The organism is Burkholderia sp. S-53 (genome assembly GCF_025560745.1).
Classification (GTDB): domain Bacteria; phylum Pseudomonadota; class Gammaproteobacteria; order Burkholderiales; family Burkholderiaceae; genus Burkholderia; species Burkholderia pyrrocinia.
In genome coordinates this window covers 2,629,222-2,649,090 of sequence record NZ_CP090483.1, presented here as the reverse complement: position 1 = coordinate 2,649,090, position 19,869 = coordinate 2,629,222, and the positions used below count along the sequence as shown (strand labels likewise).

The 19,869-nt window shown below is 67.4% G+C and carries 20 protein-coding genes; 9 read left to right on the top strand and 11 right to left on the bottom strand.

Annotated elements, in window-relative coordinates:
- Positions 1-36: 36 nt before the first annotated feature.
- The 4 genes from LXM88_RS17235 to LXM88_RS17220 all read left to right on the top strand — a co-directional run bounded on the left by LXM88_RS17235 (position 37) and on the right by LXM88_RS17220 (position 4,503).
- Positions 37-2,598 carry an ABC transporter permease gene (locus LXM88_RS17235; RefSeq protein ID WP_262535179.1) on the top strand — a complete coding sequence of 854 codons (2,562 nt, stop codon included), beginning with the start codon at positions 37-39 and terminating at the stop codon, positions 2,596-2,598.
- Between the two features lie 43 nt (positions 2,599-2,641).
- The gene (locus LXM88_RS17230; protein ID WP_262535178.1) at positions 2,642-3,052 is read left to right on the top strand and encodes a group II truncated hemoglobin; all 411 of its coding nucleotides are present in this window, start codon (positions 2,642-2,644) and stop codon (positions 3,050-3,052) included.
- A 105-nt stretch (positions 3,053-3,157) separates the two neighbouring features.
- Complete coding sequence (locus LXM88_RS17225) at positions 3,158-3,889, top strand: alanyl-tRNA editing protein (RefSeq protein WP_262535177.1); 732 nt, start codon at positions 3,158-3,160, stop codon at positions 3,887-3,889.
- On the top strand, positions 3,886-4,503 hold the full coding sequence (locus LXM88_RS17220) for a DUF924 family protein (RefSeq protein WP_262535174.1): 618 nt from the start codon (positions 3,886-3,888) through the stop codon (positions 4,501-4,503). The genes LXM88_RS17225 and LXM88_RS17220 overlap by 4 nt, the downstream gene beginning before the upstream one ends.
- A gap of 190 nt (positions 4,504-4,693) precedes the next feature.
- Here the strand turns inward: LXM88_RS17220 and LXM88_RS17215 are convergent, their stop codons facing one another.
- From LXM88_RS17215 to LXM88_RS17165, 11 genes are all read right to left on the bottom strand, one after another.
- Positions 4,694-6,586, bottom strand: coding sequence for an ArnT family glycosyltransferase (locus tag LXM88_RS17215; RefSeq protein ID WP_262535173.1), 1,893 nt, complete (start codon positions 6,584-6,586; stop codon positions 4,694-4,696).
- Positions 6,587-6,812: 226 nt separating this feature from the next.
- The gene (locus LXM88_RS17210) at positions 6,813-7,574 is read right to left on the bottom strand and encodes an SDR family oxidoreductase (RefSeq protein WP_175919317.1); all 762 of its coding nucleotides are present in this window, start codon (positions 7,572-7,574) and stop codon (positions 6,813-6,815) included.
- 22 nt (positions 7,575-7,596) lie between these two features.
- A complete protein-coding gene (locus LXM88_RS17205) occupies positions 7,597-8,178 on the bottom strand; it encodes a TIGR00730 family Rossman fold protein (protein WP_262535170.1) in 582 nt (193 codons plus the stop codon).
- Positions 8,175-8,933 (bottom strand): TetR/AcrR family transcriptional regulator, encoded by a 759-nt coding sequence (locus LXM88_RS17200; RefSeq protein ID WP_096471400.1) that lies wholly within the window; start codon positions 8,931-8,933, stop codon positions 8,175-8,177. Before LXM88_RS17200 ends, LXM88_RS17205 begins: the two co-directional genes overlap by 4 nt.
- Positions 8,934-9,146: 213 nt before the next feature.
- Positions 9,147-9,683 carry a diacylglycerol kinase gene (locus tag LXM88_RS17195; protein ID WP_262535167.1) on the bottom strand — a complete coding sequence of 179 codons (537 nt, stop codon included), beginning with the start codon at positions 9,681-9,683 and terminating at the stop codon, positions 9,147-9,149.
- Positions 9,680-10,714 (bottom strand): glycosyltransferase family 4 protein, encoded by a 1,035-nt coding sequence (locus LXM88_RS17190; protein WP_262535166.1) that lies wholly within the window; start codon positions 10,712-10,714, stop codon positions 9,680-9,682. Before LXM88_RS17190 ends, LXM88_RS17195 begins: the two co-directional genes overlap by 4 nt.
- A gap of 29 nt (positions 10,715-10,743) precedes the next feature.
- Positions 10,744-11,682 (bottom strand): UDP-2,3-diacylglucosamine diphosphatase, encoded by a 939-nt coding sequence (locus tag LXM88_RS17185; RefSeq protein ID WP_262535164.1) that lies wholly within the window; start codon positions 11,680-11,682, stop codon positions 10,744-10,746.
- A gap of 222 nt (positions 11,683-11,904) precedes the next feature.
- On the bottom strand, positions 11,905-12,411 hold the full coding sequence (locus LXM88_RS17180) for an RDD family protein (RefSeq protein ID WP_096471397.1): 507 nt from the start codon (positions 12,409-12,411) through the stop codon (positions 11,905-11,907).
- 6 nt (positions 12,412-12,417) lie between these two features.
- Positions 12,418-13,173 carry a DUF3106 domain-containing protein gene (locus tag LXM88_RS17175; protein ID WP_262535162.1) on the bottom strand — a complete coding sequence of 252 codons (756 nt, stop codon included), beginning with the start codon at positions 13,171-13,173 and terminating at the stop codon, positions 12,418-12,420.
- Between the two features lie 26 nt (positions 13,174-13,199).
- Positions 13,200-13,625 (bottom strand): DUF3619 family protein, encoded by a 426-nt coding sequence (locus LXM88_RS17170; protein WP_262535161.1) that lies wholly within the window; start codon positions 13,623-13,625, stop codon positions 13,200-13,202.
- Positions 13,622-14,185 carry an RNA polymerase sigma factor gene (locus tag LXM88_RS17165; RefSeq protein WP_262542865.1) on the bottom strand — a complete coding sequence of 188 codons (564 nt, stop codon included), beginning with the start codon at positions 14,183-14,185 and terminating at the stop codon, positions 13,622-13,624. Before LXM88_RS17165 ends, LXM88_RS17170 begins: the two co-directional genes overlap by 4 nt.
- 355 nt (positions 14,186-14,540) lie before the next feature.
- On the opposite strand from LXM88_RS17165, the gene LXM88_RS17160 reads away from it, so the two are divergent.
- From LXM88_RS17160 to pssA, 5 genes are all read left to right on the top strand, one after another.
- The gene (locus LXM88_RS17160) at positions 14,541-16,304 is read left to right on the top strand and encodes an acetolactate synthase 3 catalytic subunit (RefSeq protein WP_262535159.1); all 1,764 of its coding nucleotides are present in this window, start codon (positions 14,541-14,543) and stop codon (positions 16,302-16,304) included.
- A gap of 112 nt (positions 16,305-16,416) precedes the next feature.
- Entirely contained in the window at positions 16,417-16,908 is a 492-nt protein-coding gene (gene ilvN / locus LXM88_RS17155) for an acetolactate synthase small subunit (RefSeq protein WP_006750445.1), read from the top strand.
- 104 nt (positions 16,909-17,012) lie between these two features.
- Complete coding sequence (ilvC, locus tag LXM88_RS17150; protein ID WP_034184875.1) at positions 17,013-18,029, top strand: ketol-acid reductoisomerase; 1,017 nt, start codon at positions 17,013-17,015, stop codon at positions 18,027-18,029.
- A 127-nt stretch (positions 18,030-18,156) separates the two neighbouring features.
- Entirely contained in the window at positions 18,157-18,801 is a 645-nt protein-coding gene (locus LXM88_RS17145) for a phosphatidylserine decarboxylase (RefSeq protein ID WP_262535153.1), read from the top strand.
- A gap of 15 nt (positions 18,802-18,816) precedes the next feature.
- The gene (gene pssA, locus LXM88_RS17140) at positions 18,817-19,689 is read left to right on the top strand and encodes a CDP-diacylglycerol--serine O-phosphatidyltransferase (protein ID WP_069747452.1); all 873 of its coding nucleotides are present in this window, start codon (positions 18,817-18,819) and stop codon (positions 19,687-19,689) included.
- The last annotated feature ends 180 nt before the right edge of the window (positions 19,690-19,869 follow it).

The following is a 19,869-nucleotide window of genomic DNA, read 5'->3' as shown; positions in this document are numbered from 1 at the left end:
GCGGCGCAGCCGCCGGCCGGGCAACCCGGCCATGACATGCCCGCGCATGCCGGCCGTTTCGGCTTGCGCGACCTGATCCGCCAGGCCGCACGGATGACCGCGCGCGACTGGCGCGCGGGCGAGCTGACGCTGCTCGTACTCGCGCTGGTGCTCGCGGTCGCGGCACTGACGAGCGTCGGCTTTCTTGCCGACCGGCTGCGCCAGGGGCTCGAGCGCGACGCGCGCCAGATGCTCGGCGCCGATTTCGTCGTGCGCGCCGACCGTCCCGTCGATCCGTCGTTCGACCGTCAGGCTCGTGCACTCGGCCTGCGTACCGCGACGACCGCGATCTTCCCGAGCATGATCGCGTCCGCCGCGGGCGGGCCGGCGACCGACGCTGCGCCTGCGCGCCTCGCGGCCGTGAAGGCCGTGTCGGCAGGGTATCCGCTGCGCGGCGCGGTCGAGATCCTGCCGGCCGGCGCCGCTGCCGCGCACAAGGCGGACGCGATTCCGGCGCCCGGCACCGTGTGGGCCGATCCCGCGCTGCTCGACGCGCTGCACCTGAAGGCGGGCGATACCGTCCGCGTCGGCCTGCGTACGTTCACGGTCGCCGCGTCGATCTCCCGCGAACTCGATCGCGGTTTTTCGTTCGTCAATTTTTCGCCGCGGCTGATGATGCGCGCGGACGAGCTCGCCGCGACGGGGCTCACCGGCTACGGCAGCCGCGTCACGTACCGGCTGCTGGTCGCCGGCGACCAGCAAGCCGTCACGCGCTTCGAAACCTATGCGCACGAGCGCGTCGACGGCGGGAAACTGCGCGGCGTCGGTCTCGAGTCGCTGCAGGAGGGCCAGCCGCAGGTGCGGCAGACGCTGGATCGCGCGCGCCAGTTCCTGACGCTCGTCGCACTGCTGACCGCGCTGCTCGCGGCGGTCGCGATCGCGATGGCCGCGCAGCGCTATATGCGGCGCCATCTCGACGGCTGCGCGACGATGCGCTGCCTCGGCGTGAGCCGCCGCACGCTCGGCGCGCTGTTCGCGCTCGAATTCGTCGGCATCGGGATCGTGTCGGGTGCTGCAGGCGCGGTGCTCGGCTACGGCGGCCACTGGGCATTGCTGGCCGCGCTCGGCGGACTGATCGAGGTCGTGCTGCCGCCGCCGACGCCGTGGCCGGCGCTGATCGGCGTGGGCGCCGCGCTGGTGCTGCTGCTCGGCTTCGCGCTGCCGCCGCTCGTGCCGCTCACGCGCGTGCCGCCGGTGCGCGTGCTGCGCCGCGAGTGGGGCGATGCGTCCCGCACCGCGTGGGCCGCGTATGCGGTTGGAGTCGTATTGTTCGCGGGGCTGCTGATCGCGGCCGCCGGCAACCTGAAGCTCGGCCTGATCGTCGCGGGCGGCTTCGCCGGCGCGCTGGTCGGTTTCGCGCTGGTCGCGCGGCTCGTGCTGTTCGCGGCCGCGCGGGCGGTGCGCAACGCGCGCGTGGCCGCGGGTGTCGGCTGGCGCTATGCGCTCGCGTCGCTGCACCGGCGCGGCACCGCGAGCGCGCTGCAGATCACCGCGCTCGCGCTCGGCCTGATGTGCCTGCTGCTGATCGCGATCACGCGCAACGACCTCGTCGCGGGCTGGCGGCAGTCGACGCCGCCCGATGCGCCGAACCAGTTCCTGATCGACATCCAGCCCGACCAGCGCGACGACGTCGCGGCCTATCTGGTCGCGCATGGCGTGCGCGATGCGGTGCCCGCGCCGATGGTGCGCGGCCGCCTCGTCGCGATCAACGGCAAGCCGGTGAACCCGGACACGTATCCGTCCGACGAGGCGCGCCGGCTCGTCGACCGCGAGTTCAACCTGTCGTACACGACCGAGCTGCCGTCCGACAACCGTGTCGTCGCGGGCGACTGGTTCGGCACCGCGGCCACGCCGCAGATCTCGATCGAGGCCGGACTCGCGAAGATACTGAACGTGAAGCCGGGCGACACGCTGCGCTTCGACGTGACGGGGCTGACGGTCGACGCGCCGATCACGAGCGTGCGCAAGCTCGACTGGGGCACATTCCGCGTCAACTTCTTCGTACTGATGCCGCCGCCGGTGCTGAAGGATTTCCCGGCCGTCTACCTCACGAGCTTCCATCTGCCCGCATCGGACGCCGCGCTGCTCGATCCGCTGATCGCGCGCTACCCGAACCTGACCGCGATCGACGTCGCGCCGATCCTCGCGCAGTTGCAGCGGATGATGCTGCAGGTGGTCGGCGCGGTGCAGTTCCTGTTTGCGTTCACGCTCGCGGCCGGCGTGCTCGTGCTGTACACGGCGCTTGCTGGCTCGCGTGACGAGCGGGTGCGCGAGGCCGCGCTGCTGCGCGCGCTCGGTGCGTCGCGCGCGCAGGTCAACGCGGTGCAGCGCGCGGAGTTCGTCGTGGTCGGCGTGCTGGCCGGCGCGCTGGCGTCGGCGGGCGCGATCGCGGTCGGCTGGGTGCTTGCGTCGCGCGTGTTCGACTTCCAGCTTGCCGTCGATCCGTGGCTCGTGCCGGCCGGCATCGCGGCCGGCATCGCGTGCGCCGGTGCGGCCGGCTGGCTGAGCCTGCATAATGTGTTGCGGCGCCCCGCGCTGCAGTCGCTGCGCGACGCATGAGCGTCGCCGGCGGTCCCGAAGATCCCGTTTTCCGACTATCCGTATGACCGATGTGAATGATGATGCGCCGTCGCAGCCGACGGCGTTCGAGCTCGTGGGCGGCGAAGCCCGCGTGCGCGAGATGGTGGACCGCTTCTACGACCTGATGGACCTCGAACCCGAGTTCGCGCAGATTCGCGCGGTGCACCCGGCGTCGCTCGACGGTTCGCGCGACAAGCTGTTCTGGTTCCTGTGCGGCTGGCTTGGCGGTCCCGACCACTACATCAGCCGGTTCGGCCATCCGCGCCTGCGCGCGCGGCACCTGCCGTTCCCGATCGCGTCGGTCGAGCGCGACCAGTGGCTGCGCTGCATGGCGTGGGCGATGGAGGATGTCGGGCTGCCCGAGCCGCTGCGTGAGCGGCTCATGCATTCGTTTTACGAAACGGCCGACTGGATGCGCAACCGGCCCGGTTGATCGACCGGTACGCTGCTGCCCGTGCGCGGGACGATCTGCGTCTGGGCGCGCACGGCGCGCGGCGCGACACTGGCCGTTTCCCCTCATCGATACGAGGCTCGCCCGATGACGACACAAGCGCTGTTTCGCGAAGACGCTTACCTCACGCAATGCGATGCGGTCGTCGAGGCTGTCGGCGACGACGGCATCCGGCTCGACCGCACCGTGTTCTATCCGCTCGGCGGCGGCCAGGCCGGCGACACCGGCACGCTGACCCTGCCCGACGGCAGCACGATCGAAATTGCCGATACGCGCAAGGCAAAGTTCGACGGCGCGACGCCCGACGACGCCGTGCACGTGCCGGCACCGGGGCAGGAGGCGCGCGTCGCGGCGCTCGTACCCGGCACGCGCGTGGTGGCGGCGATCGACTGGCTGCGCCGTTACCGGCACATGCGCCTGCATACGGCCGCGCACCTGATGTGCGCGGTGCTGCCGTACGCGGTCGACGGCTGCAGCGTGACGGCCGACTACGTGCGGCTCGATTTCGCGACGTCCGAAGCGATCGACCGCGACGACGTCGAGCGGCGCCTCGCCGGCCTGGTCGTCGGCGCGCATCCGGTCACGACCGAATGGATCACCGACGACGAGATGGCCGAGCGCCCCGAACTCGTGCGCACGATGAGCGTAAAGCCGCCGATGGGTCTCGGCCGCGTGCGGCTGCTGCGCATCGAGCAGGTCGATCTGCAGCCGTGCGGCGGCACGCATGTGCGCAACACGTCGGAGATCGGCGACCTGCGCGTCGCGAAACTTGAAAAGAAGAGCGCGCGCACGCGGCGCCTCGTACTGGAGTTTGCATGACGATCGACACCGGGGTGGCGGGCGCGGCGGCGCTGGATCCGCAAGCGCGGGAGATTCTGGATTTCTGGTTCGGCGAGCCGGGTTCGACCGAATTCGGGCGGGAACGCAAGGTCTGGTTCAACGGCGGCGCGGCGTTCGACGACGTGCTGCGCACGCGCTACGGCGCGCTGCTCGACGCCGCGTGCGACGGCGCATGCGATCACTGGGCCAGCTCGCCGTCGGGTGCGCTTGCATTGATCGTCGTGCTCGACCAGTTCTCGCGCAACATCCACCGCGGCACGCCGCGCGCGTTTGCCGCCGATCCGAAGGCCCTCGCGCTCGCACGCCGCGTCGTCGCGGCCGGCTGGGATGCGCAACTGCCGAGCGGCCATCACCGTGCGTTCGCGTACCTGCCGTTCGAACACGACGAATCGGCCGACAGCCAGCGCGAAGCCGTGCGCCTGTGCACGGGCATTCGCAACGAGGCAGGATGCGAGAGCTATCACCGCTTCGCGTTGCGGCATGCGGCCGTGGTCGAGCGCTTCGGCCGCTTTCCGCACCGGAACGCGATTCTCGGCCGGACGTCGACCGATGAGGAGACAGCGTTTCTTCGCGAACCCGGTTCGTCGTTCTGACGATCCGGGCGGTTGCGTGACTGAAGAGGGGAGGCGCGAGCCCGCAGATTCGCGCGGGTGCGCTGGCGGGCGGGGAAACCGGCTGGCGGTGCGCATCGCCCAGCGGTTGCGCACTGCTCAGGCGGCCGGTCTCGACCTTTGCCGGAGATGAATGCAGGCAGGACGGCGCGCCGCGCCGCGCCGCCCTGCGTCATTGCAGGTGCTGCTCGGGCGTGCGCACGTAGACGCGCAGCAGTTCCTCGTTGTCGCCCGGGCGCGCGCCCGTCCAGAACAGTTTCCATTCGCTGCCGGGCGCCGGATCGACGGCCCGCACACCCTGGACGATCATCCACGTGCAGCGTGTCGTCTTCGCGTCGTCGATCGGCGTGTGCTGGATGCCGGAGAAGTAGTACAGCATCGGCGCTTCCGATTCGCCGAGCCCGTGCAGGCTCGCCATGCAGTCGCCGTCGTTCCATTCGAGCGCGAGATGCGCGTTCAGGTCGTCGAACACCGAGCGGTAGCTTTTCGCGACGTCGAGCCACGGCAGCAGCAGCGTGTAGACGAGCCCCCACGCGACGAGCGCGCCGGCGCCCCACGACAGCGCGCCGCGCCAGAGGCCCGTCGTGCGCAGCTTCGGCAGCAGCGTCAGCCAGCCGACCGTCAGTGCGAGCGCACCGACCACGAGCGCGGGCTCGATCGGCATCGTCCAGTCGAGCGGCAGCCAGCGGCCGAGCGGCGCGAGATCCGCGCGCGACGCGGCCGGGTCGGCCATCACTGCCCAGATTGCCCAGGCGAGCGCGGCGGTGGTACCGAACAGCACGCGGCTGAAGTAATCCCACGCGAGATGCAGCGTGCGCGGAATGCGGTCGATCGCCTGCGCGGCGACCAGCGCGAGCGGTGCGAAAAACGGCAGGATGTAGAGCTGGCGCGACGTTGCGGACACTTGCAGCACCGCGAGCCCGATGCCGGTGAACAGCACCGGCAGCGCGATGCGCGGCGTGCGCCAGTCGCGCCACGCACCGCGCGCGAGCGCGACGATCGCGAGCGGCGTGACCGGGAAGCCGACGAGCAGGAACGCACGCAGGATGAAGAACGGCTTGTCGTTTTCCGCACCGAGTTCGGGGACGGAGAAACCGAAGAAACGGCCGACGTTGTTGTCCCAGAACCACGTCATGAACAGCGTCTCGGAGCGCAGGAACAGCGCGGTCGGCCAGATCAGCGCGAACGGCGCGAACACGAGCGCGGCGACGCCGAGCGCGCGCGCGAACGCGCGGGTGCGGCAGGCCGGGTAGAGCGCCAGCGCGCCGGCGAGCGTGGCCGCGAATACGAGCGGCACGAACAGCCCCTTCGTCATCAGCGCGATGCCGACGCCCGCGCCGAAGATCGGCGCAGCCCAGCGGCCCGACGGCCGGACCGGTAGCCCGTGCCGCATCTGCTGCGCGCGCGCGACGTGCTGCATCACGAGTTCGAGCAGCCCGCAGAAGCCCATTGCCGTACCGGCGAACAGCGCGACGTCCGTCATCATGTCGTGCATGTGCTTGATGACGACGAGTGTGCTCGCGCTCAGCACGACGGGACCGATCACGCGCAGGTCGAACCAGCTGTCCGCGCGGCTGGCGACGCGCGCCGAGCGTGCGATGAAGCCGAACGCGAGTGCCGCGAACAGCGCGCTCGCGAGCCGTGCCGCGTCGTGCAGCGGCATCACCCGCTGCAGCAGCCACGCGATGCTGGTCGCGACCCATGCGTAAAGCGGCGGCTTTTCCATGAATGGCAGGCCGGCATTGGTCGGCACGACGAAGTCGCCCGTCTCGAGCATGTGCTGGATGATGCCGAACGTGTAGGTTTCGTCCTGTTTCCACGGGTCGTGGCCGAGCACGCCGGGCAGCACATACGCGCAGACCAGGGCGGCGACGAGCAGCCACGCGCGCCAGCCGAGCAGGAGCGAACGGTCGCGCGTGGTGCTGGTTGCGGTGGTCGCGGCGACGACGGGCGTGCCGGCGGCGTCAAGCGTCGTGGTGAGGTTGGCGTCGGCGGTCGGGTGTGCGTGCGGGGCCGGAGCGGGCACGGACGTGCGTCGCCGGCTCGGCGCTGCGGTTCCAGGCATGGAAAGGATCTCGGGTCGAGTCGAGCCGGTTCGGCGACATGGGCCGGACCGATAAGGGCCACATCAGGGCGGCAAAGAACAGGCATTTATGACGCCTGTCTGAATGCCCGCTAGTAGATCACGGATCTATTACGGATGTTTACTGAAACCGTCACGAAATTGTAGAGATTTGTGGCGCTGTGACGACAGATTGCTTGTCGCGGCGGTTTTGATGTGCCGCGCGCGGTTACCGGCCGCCGCCGACGTCGAGCAGGGCGCCCGTCGTGTAGGACGCCGCGTCGCCGAGCAGCCAGACGATCGCTTCGGCGATCTCCTGCGCTTCGCCCGCGCGGCCGAGCGGCGTTTGCGCGCCGAGGCGGGCCGCACGGCCCGGCTGGCCGCCGCTCGCATGTATTTCGGTCTCGATCAGGCCCGGGCGTACCGCGTTGACGCGCACGCCGTGCGGGCCGAGTTCCTTCGCAAGGCCGATCGTCAGCGAGTCGACCGCGCCTTTCGAGCCCGCGTAGTCGACGTATTCGTTCGGCGAGCCGAGCCGGGATGCGATCGACGAGACGTTGACGATCGCGCCGCCCTGGCCGCCGCGGTCGGTGGACAGCCGGCGCGCGGCTTCGCGCGCGCACAGGTACGCGCCGAGCACGTTGGTGTCGAACATCCGCCGCAGCCGGTCGGCCGGCATGTCGGCGAGCGGCATCGACGGGGCGACGATGCCTGCGTTGTTGACGAGCGCGTCGAGGCGTCCGAATGCGGCCGCGACGGTGTCGAACATCGCGACGACGTCGGCTTCGTTCGCGACGTCGCCCGCGACGACGCAGGCACGGCCGCCCGCGTCGCGGACGGCTTGTGCGGTGAGTTCGGCTGCCGCTGCATCGCGCGCGTAGTTGATGCCGACGTCCCAGCCGCGTTCGGCCGCGAGCACGGCGGTCGCGCGGCCGATGCCGCGGCTCGCGCCGGTGATGAGGACGGCTTTGCGGCCGGACGGTGCGGTCATCGCGTGCGGTTCCCGGGGAGAGTTACTTCGCTGCGTCGGGCGCCCACTTGTCGCGGCCGGGCGGCTGGTAGCGGCGCAGCCGCTCGATCAGTTCGACGGGTTCCGAATCGACGCACAGCGCATCGAAATAGGCCGGCTGCATGAAGCCCTCGTCGACCGTATGGCGCAGCAGCGCGATCAACGGATCGTAGAACGAATCGATGTTGTAGAGCGCGACGGGCTTGCGGTGATAACCGAGCTGCGCCCACGTGTAGACCTCGAACAGCTCCTCGAGCGTGCCGGCACCGCCGGGCATCGCGACGAACGCGTCGGCGAGGTCGGCCATCATTTTCTTGCGGTGGTGCATGTCGGGCACGACGTGCAGTTCCGACAGCCCCGTATGGCCGACTTCCTTGTCGACGAGCAGTTCGGGGATCACGCCGACCGCACGGCCGCCGGCCGCCATCACTTCGTCGGCGATCACGCCCATCAGGCCGACCCGGCCGCCGCCGTACACGAGCGTGATGCCCGCATCGACGAGCGCGCGGCCGAATGCGCGCGCGGCGTCGGCATAGACGGGCCGCACGCCGGGCGACGAGCCGCAGTAAACGCAGACTGCCTTCATTGCTTGGAATCCTTGGCGGGAGCCTGCCCAACGGTGACCGGGCTGTCGGCGGGGCGCGGCGAGCCGTCGCGCGGCGGCAGGTAGTCGGTGAACTGGCGCTTCGGCAGCTTGCCGGAGACCAGGTCGTCGAACAACTGGCGCGAACGGCCGCGCAGGTACGGCGCCATCACGGAGATCACGTGCATGCTGACCTGGTGCAGTTCCTCGCGGATCGCGTCCTGGTCGTTGTACTTGCGCGGATGCATCACGTACTGATACGACAGCCAGTACGTCGAAATAACGGCCATGTTGGTCGCGATGACCTCGATCTCGGCGGGCGTCGCGACCATCTCGGCGTCGGACACGAGCAGCTCGCACATGTCGTGCGCGAAGCGCACCTTGTGGCTGATGATCTGCTTGAAGTGCGTCTCGAGCGTGCGGTTGCGGGCGAGCAGGTCGTTGAGGTCGCGATACAGGAACCGGTAGGTCCACATGAAATCGGCCATGTACTGCAGGTACGACCAGGTTTCGTCGATCGTCGGACGATGATCTTCGGGAAAGCGCAGCCGCCGTTCGATCTGCTGCTCGAACTGCGCGAAGATGCTGTTGATGATGTCGTCCTTGTTGCGGAAATGGTAGTACAGGTTGCCTGGACTGATTTCCATTTCCTCGGCGATCGTCGTGGTCGTGACGTTCGGCTCGCCGATCTCGTTGAAGAGTTTCAACGACAACTCGAGAATCCGTTCGCGGGTGCGGCGGGGAGGTTTCGCTTCCATGTCGTCCGGCCCTGTGTGTGCCGGACTGGCGGGCGCTGCAATCGATGCTGCGTGATTCGTCCGGCGCGGGTTGCTGTTCTATGTCTAGCGGACGATTATAAACCGGGGTTTCGCCACATCGGGCGCATTTCGTGATCGCGGCCCCGCGCGACGGATGGTGCAGCGCCGCACGCGGGCGGTGTGCAACGCGCCCGCAGGCAGCCGCCTGGAAGCCTAGAAGCCGAGCCAGTGCGCGACGACCGGGCCGAGCACGAAGCCCCAGGTCGTCACGCACGCGAACAGCGCGACCGTCACGGCCGCGCTGCCGAGGTCCTTCGCGCGCTTGGAGAGTTCGTGGCGCTCGAGCGAGATGCGGTCGATCGCGGCTTCGACGCTCGAGTTCAGCAGTTCGACGATCAGCACCAGCAGCACCGAGCCGATCAGCAGCGCGCGCGACGCAGCCGGCACCGGCGCGAATGCGCCGATCGGGAGCATCAGCGCGGCGAGCGTGAGCTCCTGGCGAAACGCGCTCTCTTCGCGGATCGCGACACGAAAGCCGTTCAACGAATGCTTGAGTGCGTACCATGCGCGCGTGATGCCGCGGTGGCGCTTGTACGGGTTCGGCGGCAGCGGCGTCAGTTGATCGTCGGGGCCGAGCGGTTCGGACGCGTGCGCGTCCGTGTCGCCATGCGGCTCTTCCTCGTCGAACGGGCGGTGCCGTTGCGGCGTCGCGGCGGGGGGCGGGGTCTTGTCGTTCAGGTCTCGTTTCAAACGGCGGCACCTTCGGCTGGCGAGTACGCGGTCTTCGGCAGCGGCTTCAGATGCGATGCGAACTGCTCGGATGCCGCGCGCCACGAGAAGCGTTCAGCCCACTCGCGCGCGGTCGTGCGTTCGATCTTCAGCGCTTCGAGGCAGGCTTCCTGCAGGTCCTCGTGCATCGCACCCGCGTCGCCGCCGCTGAGCACGTCGATCGGGCCCGTGACGGGATACGCGGCGACCGGCGTGCCGCAGGCGAGCGCCTCGAGCAGCACGAGGCCGAACGTGTCGGTGCGACTCGGGAACACGAACACGTCGGCCGCAGCATACACCTTCGCGAGCTCGGCCTGTGACAGCACGCCGAGATAGTTCGCCTCCGGGTAGCGCGACTTCAGTTCCGCGAGCGCGGGGCCTTCGCCCGCGACCCACTTCGAGCCGGGCAGGTCGAGGCGCAGGAACGCCTCGACGTTCTTTTCGATCGCGACACGGCCCACGTACAGGAAGATCGGCCGCGCGGTGTTGAGCACCTTCGACTCCATCGGGCGGAAGATGTCGAGATCGACGCCGCGCGTCCACAGCACGACGTTCGTGAAGCCGAACTTCTCGAGGTCTTCCTTGACGACCGGCGTCGGCGCCATCACCGCGAGCGACGGGCCGTGGAACCAGTGCAGGAAGCGGTAGGTCGCGGCCAGCGGGATGCCGAAGCGCGCCTGCACGTATTCCGGAAAGCGCGTGTGGTAAGCGGTCGTGTACGGCAGCTTGCGCGAGCGCGCATAGCGTCGCGCGGCGAGGCCGAGCGGGCCTTCGGTCGCAATGTGCAGCGCGTCGGGCCCGAACGCGTCGATCCGTGCGCGCAGCTTGCGGTACGGCAGGATCGACAGGCGGATCTCGGGGTAGGTCGGGCAGGGCACCGTGCGGAATTCCAGCGGCGTCAGCAGTTCGACGCGATGGCCGAGCGCCGTGAGTTCACGCGACGTGCTCTTCAGCGTGCGCACGACGCCGTTGACCTGCGGTTCCCACGCGTCGGTGACGATCATGATCTTCATCGCGGCAATGTCCTGTAAGTAGGGTTGTGTCAGGCAGTGGCCTTGGCCTTGCGCGACGTGGTCTCCGACGGCGCGGTGCGCATCACCGTCCAGTAGACGATCTTCAGTTCGCCTTCCATCGTTTCGACGAGCGCGGACAGGCTTTCGACCCAGTCGCCGTCATTGCAGTACAGCACGCCATCGATATCGCGAATCTCGGCCTTGTGGATGTGGCCGCACACGACGCCGTCGCAGCCGCGGCGGCGCGCCTCGTCGGTCATCACGGTCTCGAACTGCGAGATGAAGTTGACTGCGTTCTTGACCTGGTGCTTCAGGTACTGCGACAGCGACCAGTACTGGAAGCCGAGCCGGCTGCGGATCCGGTTGAACCAGCGGTTCAGCACGAGGATCAGCGTGTACAGCGTGTCGCCGAGGTACGCGAGCCATTTCGCGTGCTGGATCACGCCGTCGAACAGGTCGCCGTGCACGATCCACAAACGTTTGCCCGCGAGCGTCGTGTGGAACGCCTCGCCGCGCACCTGGATGTCGCCGAACGCGAGGTCGCAGAACTGCCGCGCGCCTTCGTCGTGGTTGCCGGGGATGTAGACGACCTGCGTGCCCTTGCGCGCCTTGCGCAGGATCTTCTGCACGACGTCATTGTGTGCCTGCGGCCAGTACCAGCCTTTCTTCAACTGCCAGCCGTCGATGATGTCGCCGACGAGGTACAGGTATTCCGAATCGTTGTGACGCAGGAAGTCGAGCAGGTACGGCGCCTGGCATCCGCTCGAACCGAGGTGGATGTCGGACAGCCAGATGGTGCGGTAGCGATGCGCGGACGGGTCGGGGTCGTCGTGCTGCGTAGTGTGTGCGGCAGGCGGCGCTTGCGACGCCAGGCCATCGGTTGCGGCCGCGCCGGACAGGAAGGCGGTGGCGGTGCGAGCGCCGAGCGGGTGACGGAAGAGGGAGGTCGCAGACGTTTTCTGGCCCATGCATGACTCGCCGGTTGACATTACCGGCATTCCGCCATGCGGGCGTGACTGTGCCGTGACAGTCACGAGACGTTCTTATTACGACCTATGCAGGGTGTTTAGCAGTGAATCAACGGGCGTTGCGTAATCTGCCGCACCGAACGGTCGGCGCTTGTCCGGCAGGCCGTCGGGCGAAGTGGCGGAGGCTTGGGCGGGCTGATTTCGTCTGGTGAATGCAGCGCATCAGCGCGGCATGGCGACGACGCGCGTGCGCGCGATCCGGTCGTGCGGAAACTGGCGGCCGGCATGCAGCCGCGCGGCGCCGGCCCATGCGACGATCCACGCGGCGGTGAGCGCCAGCGTGACCGGCACCGACAGGCCGAGGAGCGGATGCAGTGCGAGCGGCGGCAGGAACCACAGCCAGCCGAGCGCATAGCGGACGAGCGCGTGGCCGGCGCGCAGCGGCCGGCCGCTCGACGATTCGAGCCGCAGCCGCCAGGTCTTCATCGGCAGCGTCTGGCCGCCATGGGTCCAGAACCAGACGAAGTACGCGCCGACGACGAGCGCGATCCACGCGGCGAGCAGGTTGTGATGGACGAGGCCGTTGCGCTGCTGCGTTGCGAGGCTGAACGCGAGCCCCGCGAAGAACACGACGCCGAACAGCAGCACGCCTTCGTACAGCAGCGCGGCGAGGCGTCGCCGCACGGAAGGCGCGGCGGCCGGAGTCTCGGGTGCGCGGGCGTTCGCCACGGCCGCTCAGGAGCCCTTGAACAGCGAAGGCGCGTCGGCGGGCGACACCGGTGCCACCGCAGCGGGCACGGACGCGGCGCCGGCCGTCGACGACGCGGGCACCGGCGACACGGCGACGCCGATCGAGGCGGGCGCCGGTGCGGTGGCCGCACCGCTTGCCGGGTGATCGTGCGAATTGACGAGGCGGCGGACGTCACGGTCGGCGACGGTCGGCGGCGCGCTGACGACGCTCGGCCGACGGCGGCGCTCGGCCGCGGCAAGACGCTCCTTCTGCTCCTCGGGGAGTTGCTGGTAGGCCTTCCACGCGCGCTCGCGCGCCTGTGCGGAAAGCTCCTTCGCGCTCTGGTAGTTCTCGCGTGCGACGCGGCGCTGCTCGGGCGTCATCCGCGCCCATTCGGACATCCGGTCCTGCAGGCGCTTTTGGTCATCCGGCGTCAACTTCGCGAAACGTGATGCGATCTTCAGCCATTTACGCTTGCGGGCGTCGCTGAAGCCGTCCCACTGGTCGGCGAACGGCGCCAGTGCCGCGTGCTGCGCCGGCGTGAGGCGTGCCCACGACAGCGGGCCGTTGGCGGCCGGCAAGGGCAGCGGCGGGAGGTCGGTGGTCAGCCCGGTCGCGGCCGATGCGGGCGCGGCAGGGCTGCTGGCCGTGACGGACGTCGTCGCGGGTGACGGGTGGAATCGCGAATAGGTGGCGACGTAGGAAACGGCGATCGCGATCACGCATCCGAAAAATACGGCCAGGCCGCGCTTCTGACTCACCCGTGCGATCCCCTCGTTATTGTCTGTTAGTGAGCGCGCGAAAGATACGCGTTGAACCCGTGATCGAGATACGCGTTGAGCGGCAGGTCGTCGCTGAGCATCGCCGCGTCGATATCGGCGAGCTCGGCGGTGCGCTGCATGTCTTCCCAGTAGGCGATGCCGATGAGCCCCGCGAGCAGCAGCGCCAGCGGCCACGCGCGCAGCAGGCGGCGCGCAAACGATGCCTGCGGGCGGCTCGTGGGCGCCGGGCCGTAGGCGCCGGCCGCGCCGGCGAAGGCCGGCACGAACACCGGCGCGGTCGCGGGCTCGGGCTTCTTGCGCGCGAGCGCAGCCTGGCGGGCGACGGCCAGCCGATCGGTGGTCGCGGCAGGCAGTTCGGCCGCGCGCTCGTCCAGCGCGCGGCGCACCTTCAGCGCGAATTCGTGTTCTCGATTTGCGGGAGTGGAGCTCATAGCGTGATTCCTTTGGCCTTGAGCGCTTGCGCCAGGGTATGAGTGGCTCGTGAGCAGTGCGTCTTGACGCTGCCTTCGGAGCACCCCATTGCGGCGGCAGTCTCGGCGACATCCATATCTTCCCAATAACGCATCAGGAACGCTTCCCGTTGACGCGTCGGAAGTTTCTGGATTTCTTCGTCGATCAGGGCCAGAACCTGCTCTCTCTCGAGGCGGTGCTCGCTGCTCTCGACGCCCGCGTTGTCGTCCGCGGATTCGAGCGTTTCGAGGGGGTCGAAGTCTTCGTCGTCGGTGTTGTTCAGCGACGAGAAGAGCGTGACCCACGTGTTGCGGACCTTCTGCCGGCGAAACCAGTCGTGGATCGTGTTCTGCAGGATCCGCTGAAAAAGCAGCGGCAGTTCGGCCGCCGGCCGGTCGCCGTATTTCTCGGCCAGCTTGATCATCGCGTCCTGCACGATGTCGAGCGACGCGTCGTCGTCACGCACCGCGTACGCAGCCTGCTTGAACGCGCGCCTTTCGACGCCCGCCAGAAAGTCGGCGAGTTCCTTGTCTGATGCCATTCCGTGAAGGTATGCGCTGCGGACCGCTGCGTGGTGTAAAAGGTCGAAAAATTTCGTAAAACCCGCGGATGCTAACAAATTTTCGCGCTGCTTGGCACCGGATTGGGCGTCGCGCGTTGCGCGCGAGCCGCGGCGGCGGGGTGCCGGGCGACGCGCATGATGCGCTGCGGGATATTTTGCTTGACGACCCAATCGCGACCCGCTATCGTCAACGATTCGCAACATGAAGTGATGGTCTCATTTGAGGCTGGCCCAAGAAGCCCGCCCTTCAAACTGGACGCGCCGCTTGAACCCGAGCCACAAGCCCGGCAGAGAGCACCCGATCAATTTTTTGCCGAAAATTCGAAAGGTCAAAATGAACATGCCCAGCGCGGAATTCTCCACGTCGGAACCCCTTTCCCCTCCCGATAGCGACTCCATCGGCGCCACCGTGCTCATGAAGGCACTGGCCGACGAGAACGTCGAATTCATCTGGGGCTACCCCGGCGGCTCGGTTCTCTATATCTACGACGAGCTTTACAAGCAGGACAAGATTCAGCACGTGCTGGTGCGCCACGAACAGGCGGCCGTGCACGCAGCCGATGCGTATGCGCGTTCCACCGGCAATGTCGGCGTCTGCCTCGTGACGTCGGGCCCCGGCGTCACCAATGCGGTGACCGGCATCGCGACGGCGTACATGGATTCGATCCCGATGGTCGTGATCAGCGGCCAGGTGCCGACTGCCGCGATCGGCCAGGACGCATTCCAGGAATGCGACACCGTCGGCATCACGCGCCCGTGCGTGAAGCACAACTTCCTCGTGAAGGATGTGCGCGACCTCGCTGAAACCGTCAAGAAGGCGTTCTATATCGCCCGCACCGGCCGTCCGGGCCCGGTGCTGATCGACATCCCGAAGGACATCTCGAAGACGCCGTGCGAGTACGAGCCCGTCAAGAGCGTGTCGCTGCGTTCGTACAACCCCGTCACGAAAGGCCATTCGGGCCAGATCCGCAAGGCCGTGTCGCTGCTGCTGACGGCGAAGCGTCCCTACATCTATACGGGTGGCGGCATCATCCTCGCCGACGCGTCGCGCGAACTGAACCAGTTCGCGGACCTGCTCGGCTACCCGGTCACGAACACGCTGATGGGCCTCGGCGGCTATCGCGCGTCGGACAAGAAATTCCTCGGCATGCTCGGCATGCACGGCACCTACGAAGCGAACATGGCGATGCAGCACTGCGACGTGCTGATCGCGATCGGTGCCCGCTTCGACGACCGCGTGATCGGCGATCCGGCGCACTTCGCGTCGCGTCCGCGCAAGATCATCCACATCGACATCGACCCGTCGTCGATCTCGAAGCGCGTGAAGGTCGACATCCCGATCGTCGGCGACGTGAAGGAAGTGCTGAAGGAACTGATCGAGCAGCTGCAGACGGCCGAGCACGGCCCCGACACCGACGCGCTCGCGCAATGGTGGAAGGACATCGAGGGCTGGCGCTCGAAGGACTGCCTGAAGTTCGACCGCGAAAGCGAGATCATCAAGCCGCAGTACGTGGTCGAGAAGGCGTGGGAGCTGACGGACGGCAATGCGTTCGTGTGCTCGGACGTCGGCCAGCACCAGATGTGGGCCGCGCAGTTCTACCGATTCAACAAGCCGCGTCGCTGGATCAACTCCGGCGGCCTCGGCACGATGGGCTTCGGCCTGCCGGCAGCGATGGGCGTCAAGATGGCGCACCCGGACGACGACGTGCTGTGCATCACGGGCGAAGGCTCGATCCAGATGTGCATCCAGGAACTGTCGACCTGCCTGCAGTACGACACGCCCGTGAAGATCATTTCGCTGAACAACCGCTACCTCGGCATGGTTCGCCAGTGGCAGCAGATCGAATACAGCAAGCGCTATTCGCATTCGTACATGGATGCGCTGCCCGATTTCGTGAAGCTCGCCGAAGCGTACGGCCATGTCGGCATGCGGATCGAAAAGACCTCGGATGTGGAGCCGGCGCTGAAGGAAGCGCTGCGCCTGAAGGATCGCACCGTGTTTCTCGACTTCCAGACCGATCCGACCGAAAACGTCTGGCCGATGGTACAGGCCGGCAAGGGCATCACCGAGATGCTGCTCGGATCGGAAGATCTGTAACGGCGCGACGCGCGCTCAGGCCGGATGCGGCCGCCTTCACGAAGGGCGGTGCGGCACGCGGCGGCGCGCGGCGCGAGTGAATCGACACGGACACATTCTGGAAGAAGCGAACATGAGACACATCATTTCCGTCCTGCTGGAGAACGAACCGGGCGCGCTGTCGCGCGTGGTCGGTCTGTTTTCCGCACGCGGCTACAACATCGAAACCTTGACGGTGGCGCCGACCGAAGACCAATCGCTGTCGCGGCTCACCATCGTTTCCATTGGCTCCGACGACGTGATCGAACAGATCACGAAGCATCTGAACCGCCTGATCGAGGTGGTGAAAGTGGTGGACCTGACCGACGGTGCACACATCGAACGCGAGCTGATGCTGATCAAGGTACGTGCAGTGGGCAAGGAGCGCGAAGAAATGAAGCGGATGTCGGACATTTTCCGCGGCCGCATCATCGACGTGACCGAAAAGACCTACACGATCGAATTGACGGGCGCGAGCGACAAGCTCGACGCATTCATCCAGGGGCTGGACGCGAGCGCGATCCTCGAGACCGTGCGTACCGGCAGCTCCGGCATCGGACGCGGCGAGCGCATCCTGAAGGTTTGATGCCGAAATGCCAAAGAGGCACGCCGGGTGCGCCGTCATGTCCCGGCCCGCAGTACTCCATCCGAACGAATTGTTGAATTTTTGAATTAGCGAAGGAACCCATCATGAACGTTTTCTACGACAAAGACGCTGACCTCTCCCTCATCAAGGGCAAGCAAGTCACGATCATCGGCTACGGCTCGCAAGGCCATGCACACGCGCTGAACCTGAAGGAAAGCGGCGTGAACGTGACGGTCGGCCTGCGCAAGGGCGGCGCGTCGTGGAGCAAGGCCGAAAACGCCGGCCTGTCGGTCAAGGAAGTCGCGGAAGCGGTGAAGGGCGCAGACGTCGTGATGATGCTGCTGCCGGACGAGCAGATCGCCGACGTTTACGCGAAGGAAGTGCACGCGAACATCAAGCAGGGCGCGGCGCTGGCATTCGCGCACGGCTTCAACGTCCACTACGGCCAGGTGATCCCGCGCGCCGACCTCGACGTGATCATGATCGCGCCGAAGGCACCGGGCCACACCGTGCGCGGCACGTACTCGCAAGGTGGCGGCGTGCCGCACCTGATCGCGGTTGCGCAGAACAAGTCGGGCGCGGCACGCGACATCGCGCTGTCGTACGCGGCAGCGAACGGCGGCGGCCGTGCGGGCATCATCGAGACGAACTTCCGCGAAGAGACCGAAACCGACCTGTTCGGCGAGCAGGCCGTGCTGTGCGGCGGTACCGTCGAGCTGATCAAGGCCGGCTTCGAGACGCTGGTCGAAGCAGGCTACGCGCCGGAAATGGCGTACTTCGAGTGCCTGCACGAACTGAAGCTGATCGTCGACCTGATCTACGAAGGCGGCATCGCGAACATGAACTACTCGATCTCGAACAACGCCGAGTACGGCGAGTACGTGACGGGCCCGCGCGTCGTCACGGAAGAGACGAAGAAGGCGATGAAGCAGTGCCTGACCGACATCCAGACGGGCGAGTACGCGAAGAGCTTCATTCTCGAGAACAAGGCAGGCGCACCGACGCTGCAGTCGCGCCGTCGCCTGACGGCCGAGCACCAGATCGAGCAGGTCGGTGCGAAGCTGCGTGCGATGATGCCGTGGATCGCGAAGAACAAGCTCGTCGACCAGTCGAAGAACTAAGCACCGCGTGCTGTTCCGGCCCTTCGAGTGGAGGGTCGGCATCAAAAAGCCGTCCGAAGGCAGCAGTGCCCCGGGCGGCTTTTGTTATGCTACGGGCTTTGCAATTCACCGAACACAGAACGAATCCATGAACTATCCTCATCCGATCATCGCGCGCGAAGGCTGGCCGTTCATCGCGATTGCTGCCGTCATCGCGCTGTTGATCCACGCCGTCGGGGGCTTCGGCTTCGCGTGGCCGTTCTGGCTGCTGCTCGCCTTCGTCGTCCAGTTCTTCCGCGATCCGCAGCGCCCGATCCCGGCGCAGCCGAACGCGGTGCTGTGCCCGGCGGACGGCCGCATCGTCGCGGTCGAGACCGCGCAGGATCCGTACGCGAACCGCGAAGCGTTGAAGATCAGCGTGTTCATGAATGTCTTCAACGTCCATTCGCAGCGTTCGCCGGTCGATGGCGCGATCTCGAAGGTCGAGTACTTCCCGGGTGCGTTCCTGAACGCGGCGATCGACAAGGCGTCGACCGAGAACGAGCGCAATGCGGTCGTGATCCAGACGGCGAGCGGCAAGACCGTCACCGCCGTGCAGATCGCAGGCCTCGTCGCCCGCCGGATTCTCTGCTACGTACGCGCCGGCGAGCCGCTGTCGCGCGGCCAGCGCTACGGTTTCATCCGCTTCGGTTCGCGCGTCGACGTGTACCTGCCGATCGGCAGCCGCGCGAAGGTGTCGATCGGCGAGAAGGTCTACGCGTCGTCGACGATCCTCGCCGAGCTCGAACAGTAAGCGGCGGGGCGCACGATGGCCGCATTCAAACCACGTCGGCCGCGCAACGGCTCCGGCCAGACGCCACGCCCGTTCCGCCGCAACAAGGGGATGGCCGCCGATCCGGTACCCATCGAGAGCCGCCGCGCCGCGCGCCAGCGGTTCCTGAAGACGCGCGGCATCTACCTGCTGCCGAACGCGTTCACGACCGCCGCGCTGTTTTGCGGTTTCTTCGCGGTCGTGCAGGCGATGAACGTGCGTTTCGAGATCGCCGCGATCGCGATTTTCGTCGCGATGGTGCTCGACGGGATGGACGGGCGCGTCGCGCGCATGACGCATACGCAGAGCGCGTTCGGCGAGCAGTTCGACAGCCTGTCGGACATGGTGTCGTTCGGCGTCGCACCCGCGCTCGTGATGTACGAGTGGGTGCTGAAGGATCTCGGCCGCTGGGGCTGGCTCGCCGCATTCGTCTACTGCTCGGGCGCCGCGCTGCGCCTCGCGCGCTTCAATACGAACATCGGCGTCGTCGACAAACGCTTCTTCCAGGGGTTGCCGAGCCCGGCCGCCGCCGCGCTGATCGCCGGCTTCGTGTGGCTCGCGACCGACAACCGCGTGCCGATGAAGCTCGGCTGGCTGCCGTGGGTCGCGTTCGTGCTGACGATCTACGCGGGCGTGACGATGGTGTCGAACGCGCCGTTCTACAGTGGCAAGGCGCTTGACGTGCGGCACCGCGTGCCGTTCGCGGCGATCCTGCTCGTCGTCGTCGCGTTCGTGCTCGTGTCGTCCGACCCGCCGCTGATGCTGTTCTGCCTGTTCGTGCTGTACGGGTTGTCCGGCTACGTGTTCTGGGCTTACATGGCGATCCGCGGGCGCGCGAATCCGGCGCGCTCGTCGCAGCGCGATCACTGACCCGACGCGCGATTTGCCCCGAAACGGCGGCCTTGCGGCCGCCGTTTTCATTTGCCCCTTTTTAGAACGGTGCCGCTGGAACCCGGGGTGCCGTCCGATTGCGCGCCCAACGGAATGCCGCTATAGTCTTCGGCATGACTGCATTTTCCCGCCTCTCCCTCCTTCTAGCCGGTGCGCCGC

Excerpts from the sequence above, each read along its gene's own strand:
- LXM88_RS17235 (WP_262535179.1), top strand. The coding sequence starts at position 37 with ATGCCCGCGCATGCCGGCCGTTTCGGCTTGCGCGACCTGATCCGCCAG.
- LXM88_RS17230 (WP_262535178.1), top strand. The coding sequence starts at position 2,642 with ATGACCGATGTGAATGATGATGCGCCGTCGCAGCCGACGGCGTTCGAG.
- LXM88_RS17225 (WP_262535177.1), top strand. The coding sequence starts at position 3,158 with ATGACGACACAAGCGCTGTTTCGCGAAGACGCTTACCTCACGCAATGC.
- LXM88_RS17220 (WP_262535174.1), top strand. The coding sequence starts at position 3,886 with ATGACGATCGACACCGGGGTGGCGGGCGCGGCGGCGCTGGATCCGCAA.
- LXM88_RS17215 (WP_262535173.1), bottom strand. The coding sequence starts at position 6,586 with ATGCCTGGAACCGCAGCGCCGAGCCGGCGACGCACGTCCGTGCCCGCT.
- LXM88_RS17210 (WP_175919317.1), bottom strand. The coding sequence starts at position 7,574 with ATGACCGCACCGTCCGGCCGCAAAGCCGTCCTCATCACCGGCGCGAGC.
- LXM88_RS17205 (WP_262535170.1), bottom strand. The coding sequence starts at position 8,178 with ATGAAGGCAGTCTGCGTTTACTGCGGCTCGTCGCCCGGCGTGCGGCCC.
- LXM88_RS17200 (WP_096471400.1), bottom strand. The coding sequence starts at position 8,933 with ATGGAAGCGAAACCTCCCCGCCGCACCCGCGAACGGATTCTCGAGTTG.
- LXM88_RS17190 (WP_262535166.1), bottom strand. The coding sequence starts at position 10,714 with ATGAAGATCATGATCGTCACCGACGCGTGGGAACCGCAGGTCAACGGC.
- LXM88_RS17185 (WP_262535164.1), bottom strand. The coding sequence starts at position 11,682 with ATGGGCCAGAAAACGTCTGCGACCTCCCTCTTCCGTCACCCGCTCGGC.
- LXM88_RS17170 (WP_262535161.1), bottom strand. The coding sequence starts at position 13,625 with ATGAGCTCCACTCCCGCAAATCGAGAACACGAATTCGCGCTGAAGGTG.
- LXM88_RS17165 (WP_262542865.1), bottom strand. The coding sequence starts at position 14,185 with ATGGCATCAGACAAGGAACTCGCCGACTTTCTGGCGGGCGTCGAAAGG.
- LXM88_RS17160 (WP_262535159.1), top strand. The coding sequence starts at position 14,541 with ATGAACATGCCCAGCGCGGAATTCTCCACGTCGGAACCCCTTTCCCCT.
- ilvN (WP_006750445.1), top strand. The coding sequence starts at position 16,417 with ATGAGACACATCATTTCCGTCCTGCTGGAGAACGAACCGGGCGCGCTG.
- ilvC (WP_034184875.1), top strand. The coding sequence starts at position 17,013 with ATGAACGTTTTCTACGACAAAGACGCTGACCTCTCCCTCATCAAGGGC.
- LXM88_RS17145 (WP_262535153.1), top strand. The coding sequence starts at position 18,157 with ATGAACTATCCTCATCCGATCATCGCGCGCGAAGGCTGGCCGTTCATC.
- pssA (WP_069747452.1), top strand. The coding sequence starts at position 18,817 with ATGGCCGCATTCAAACCACGTCGGCCGCGCAACGGCTCCGGCCAGACG.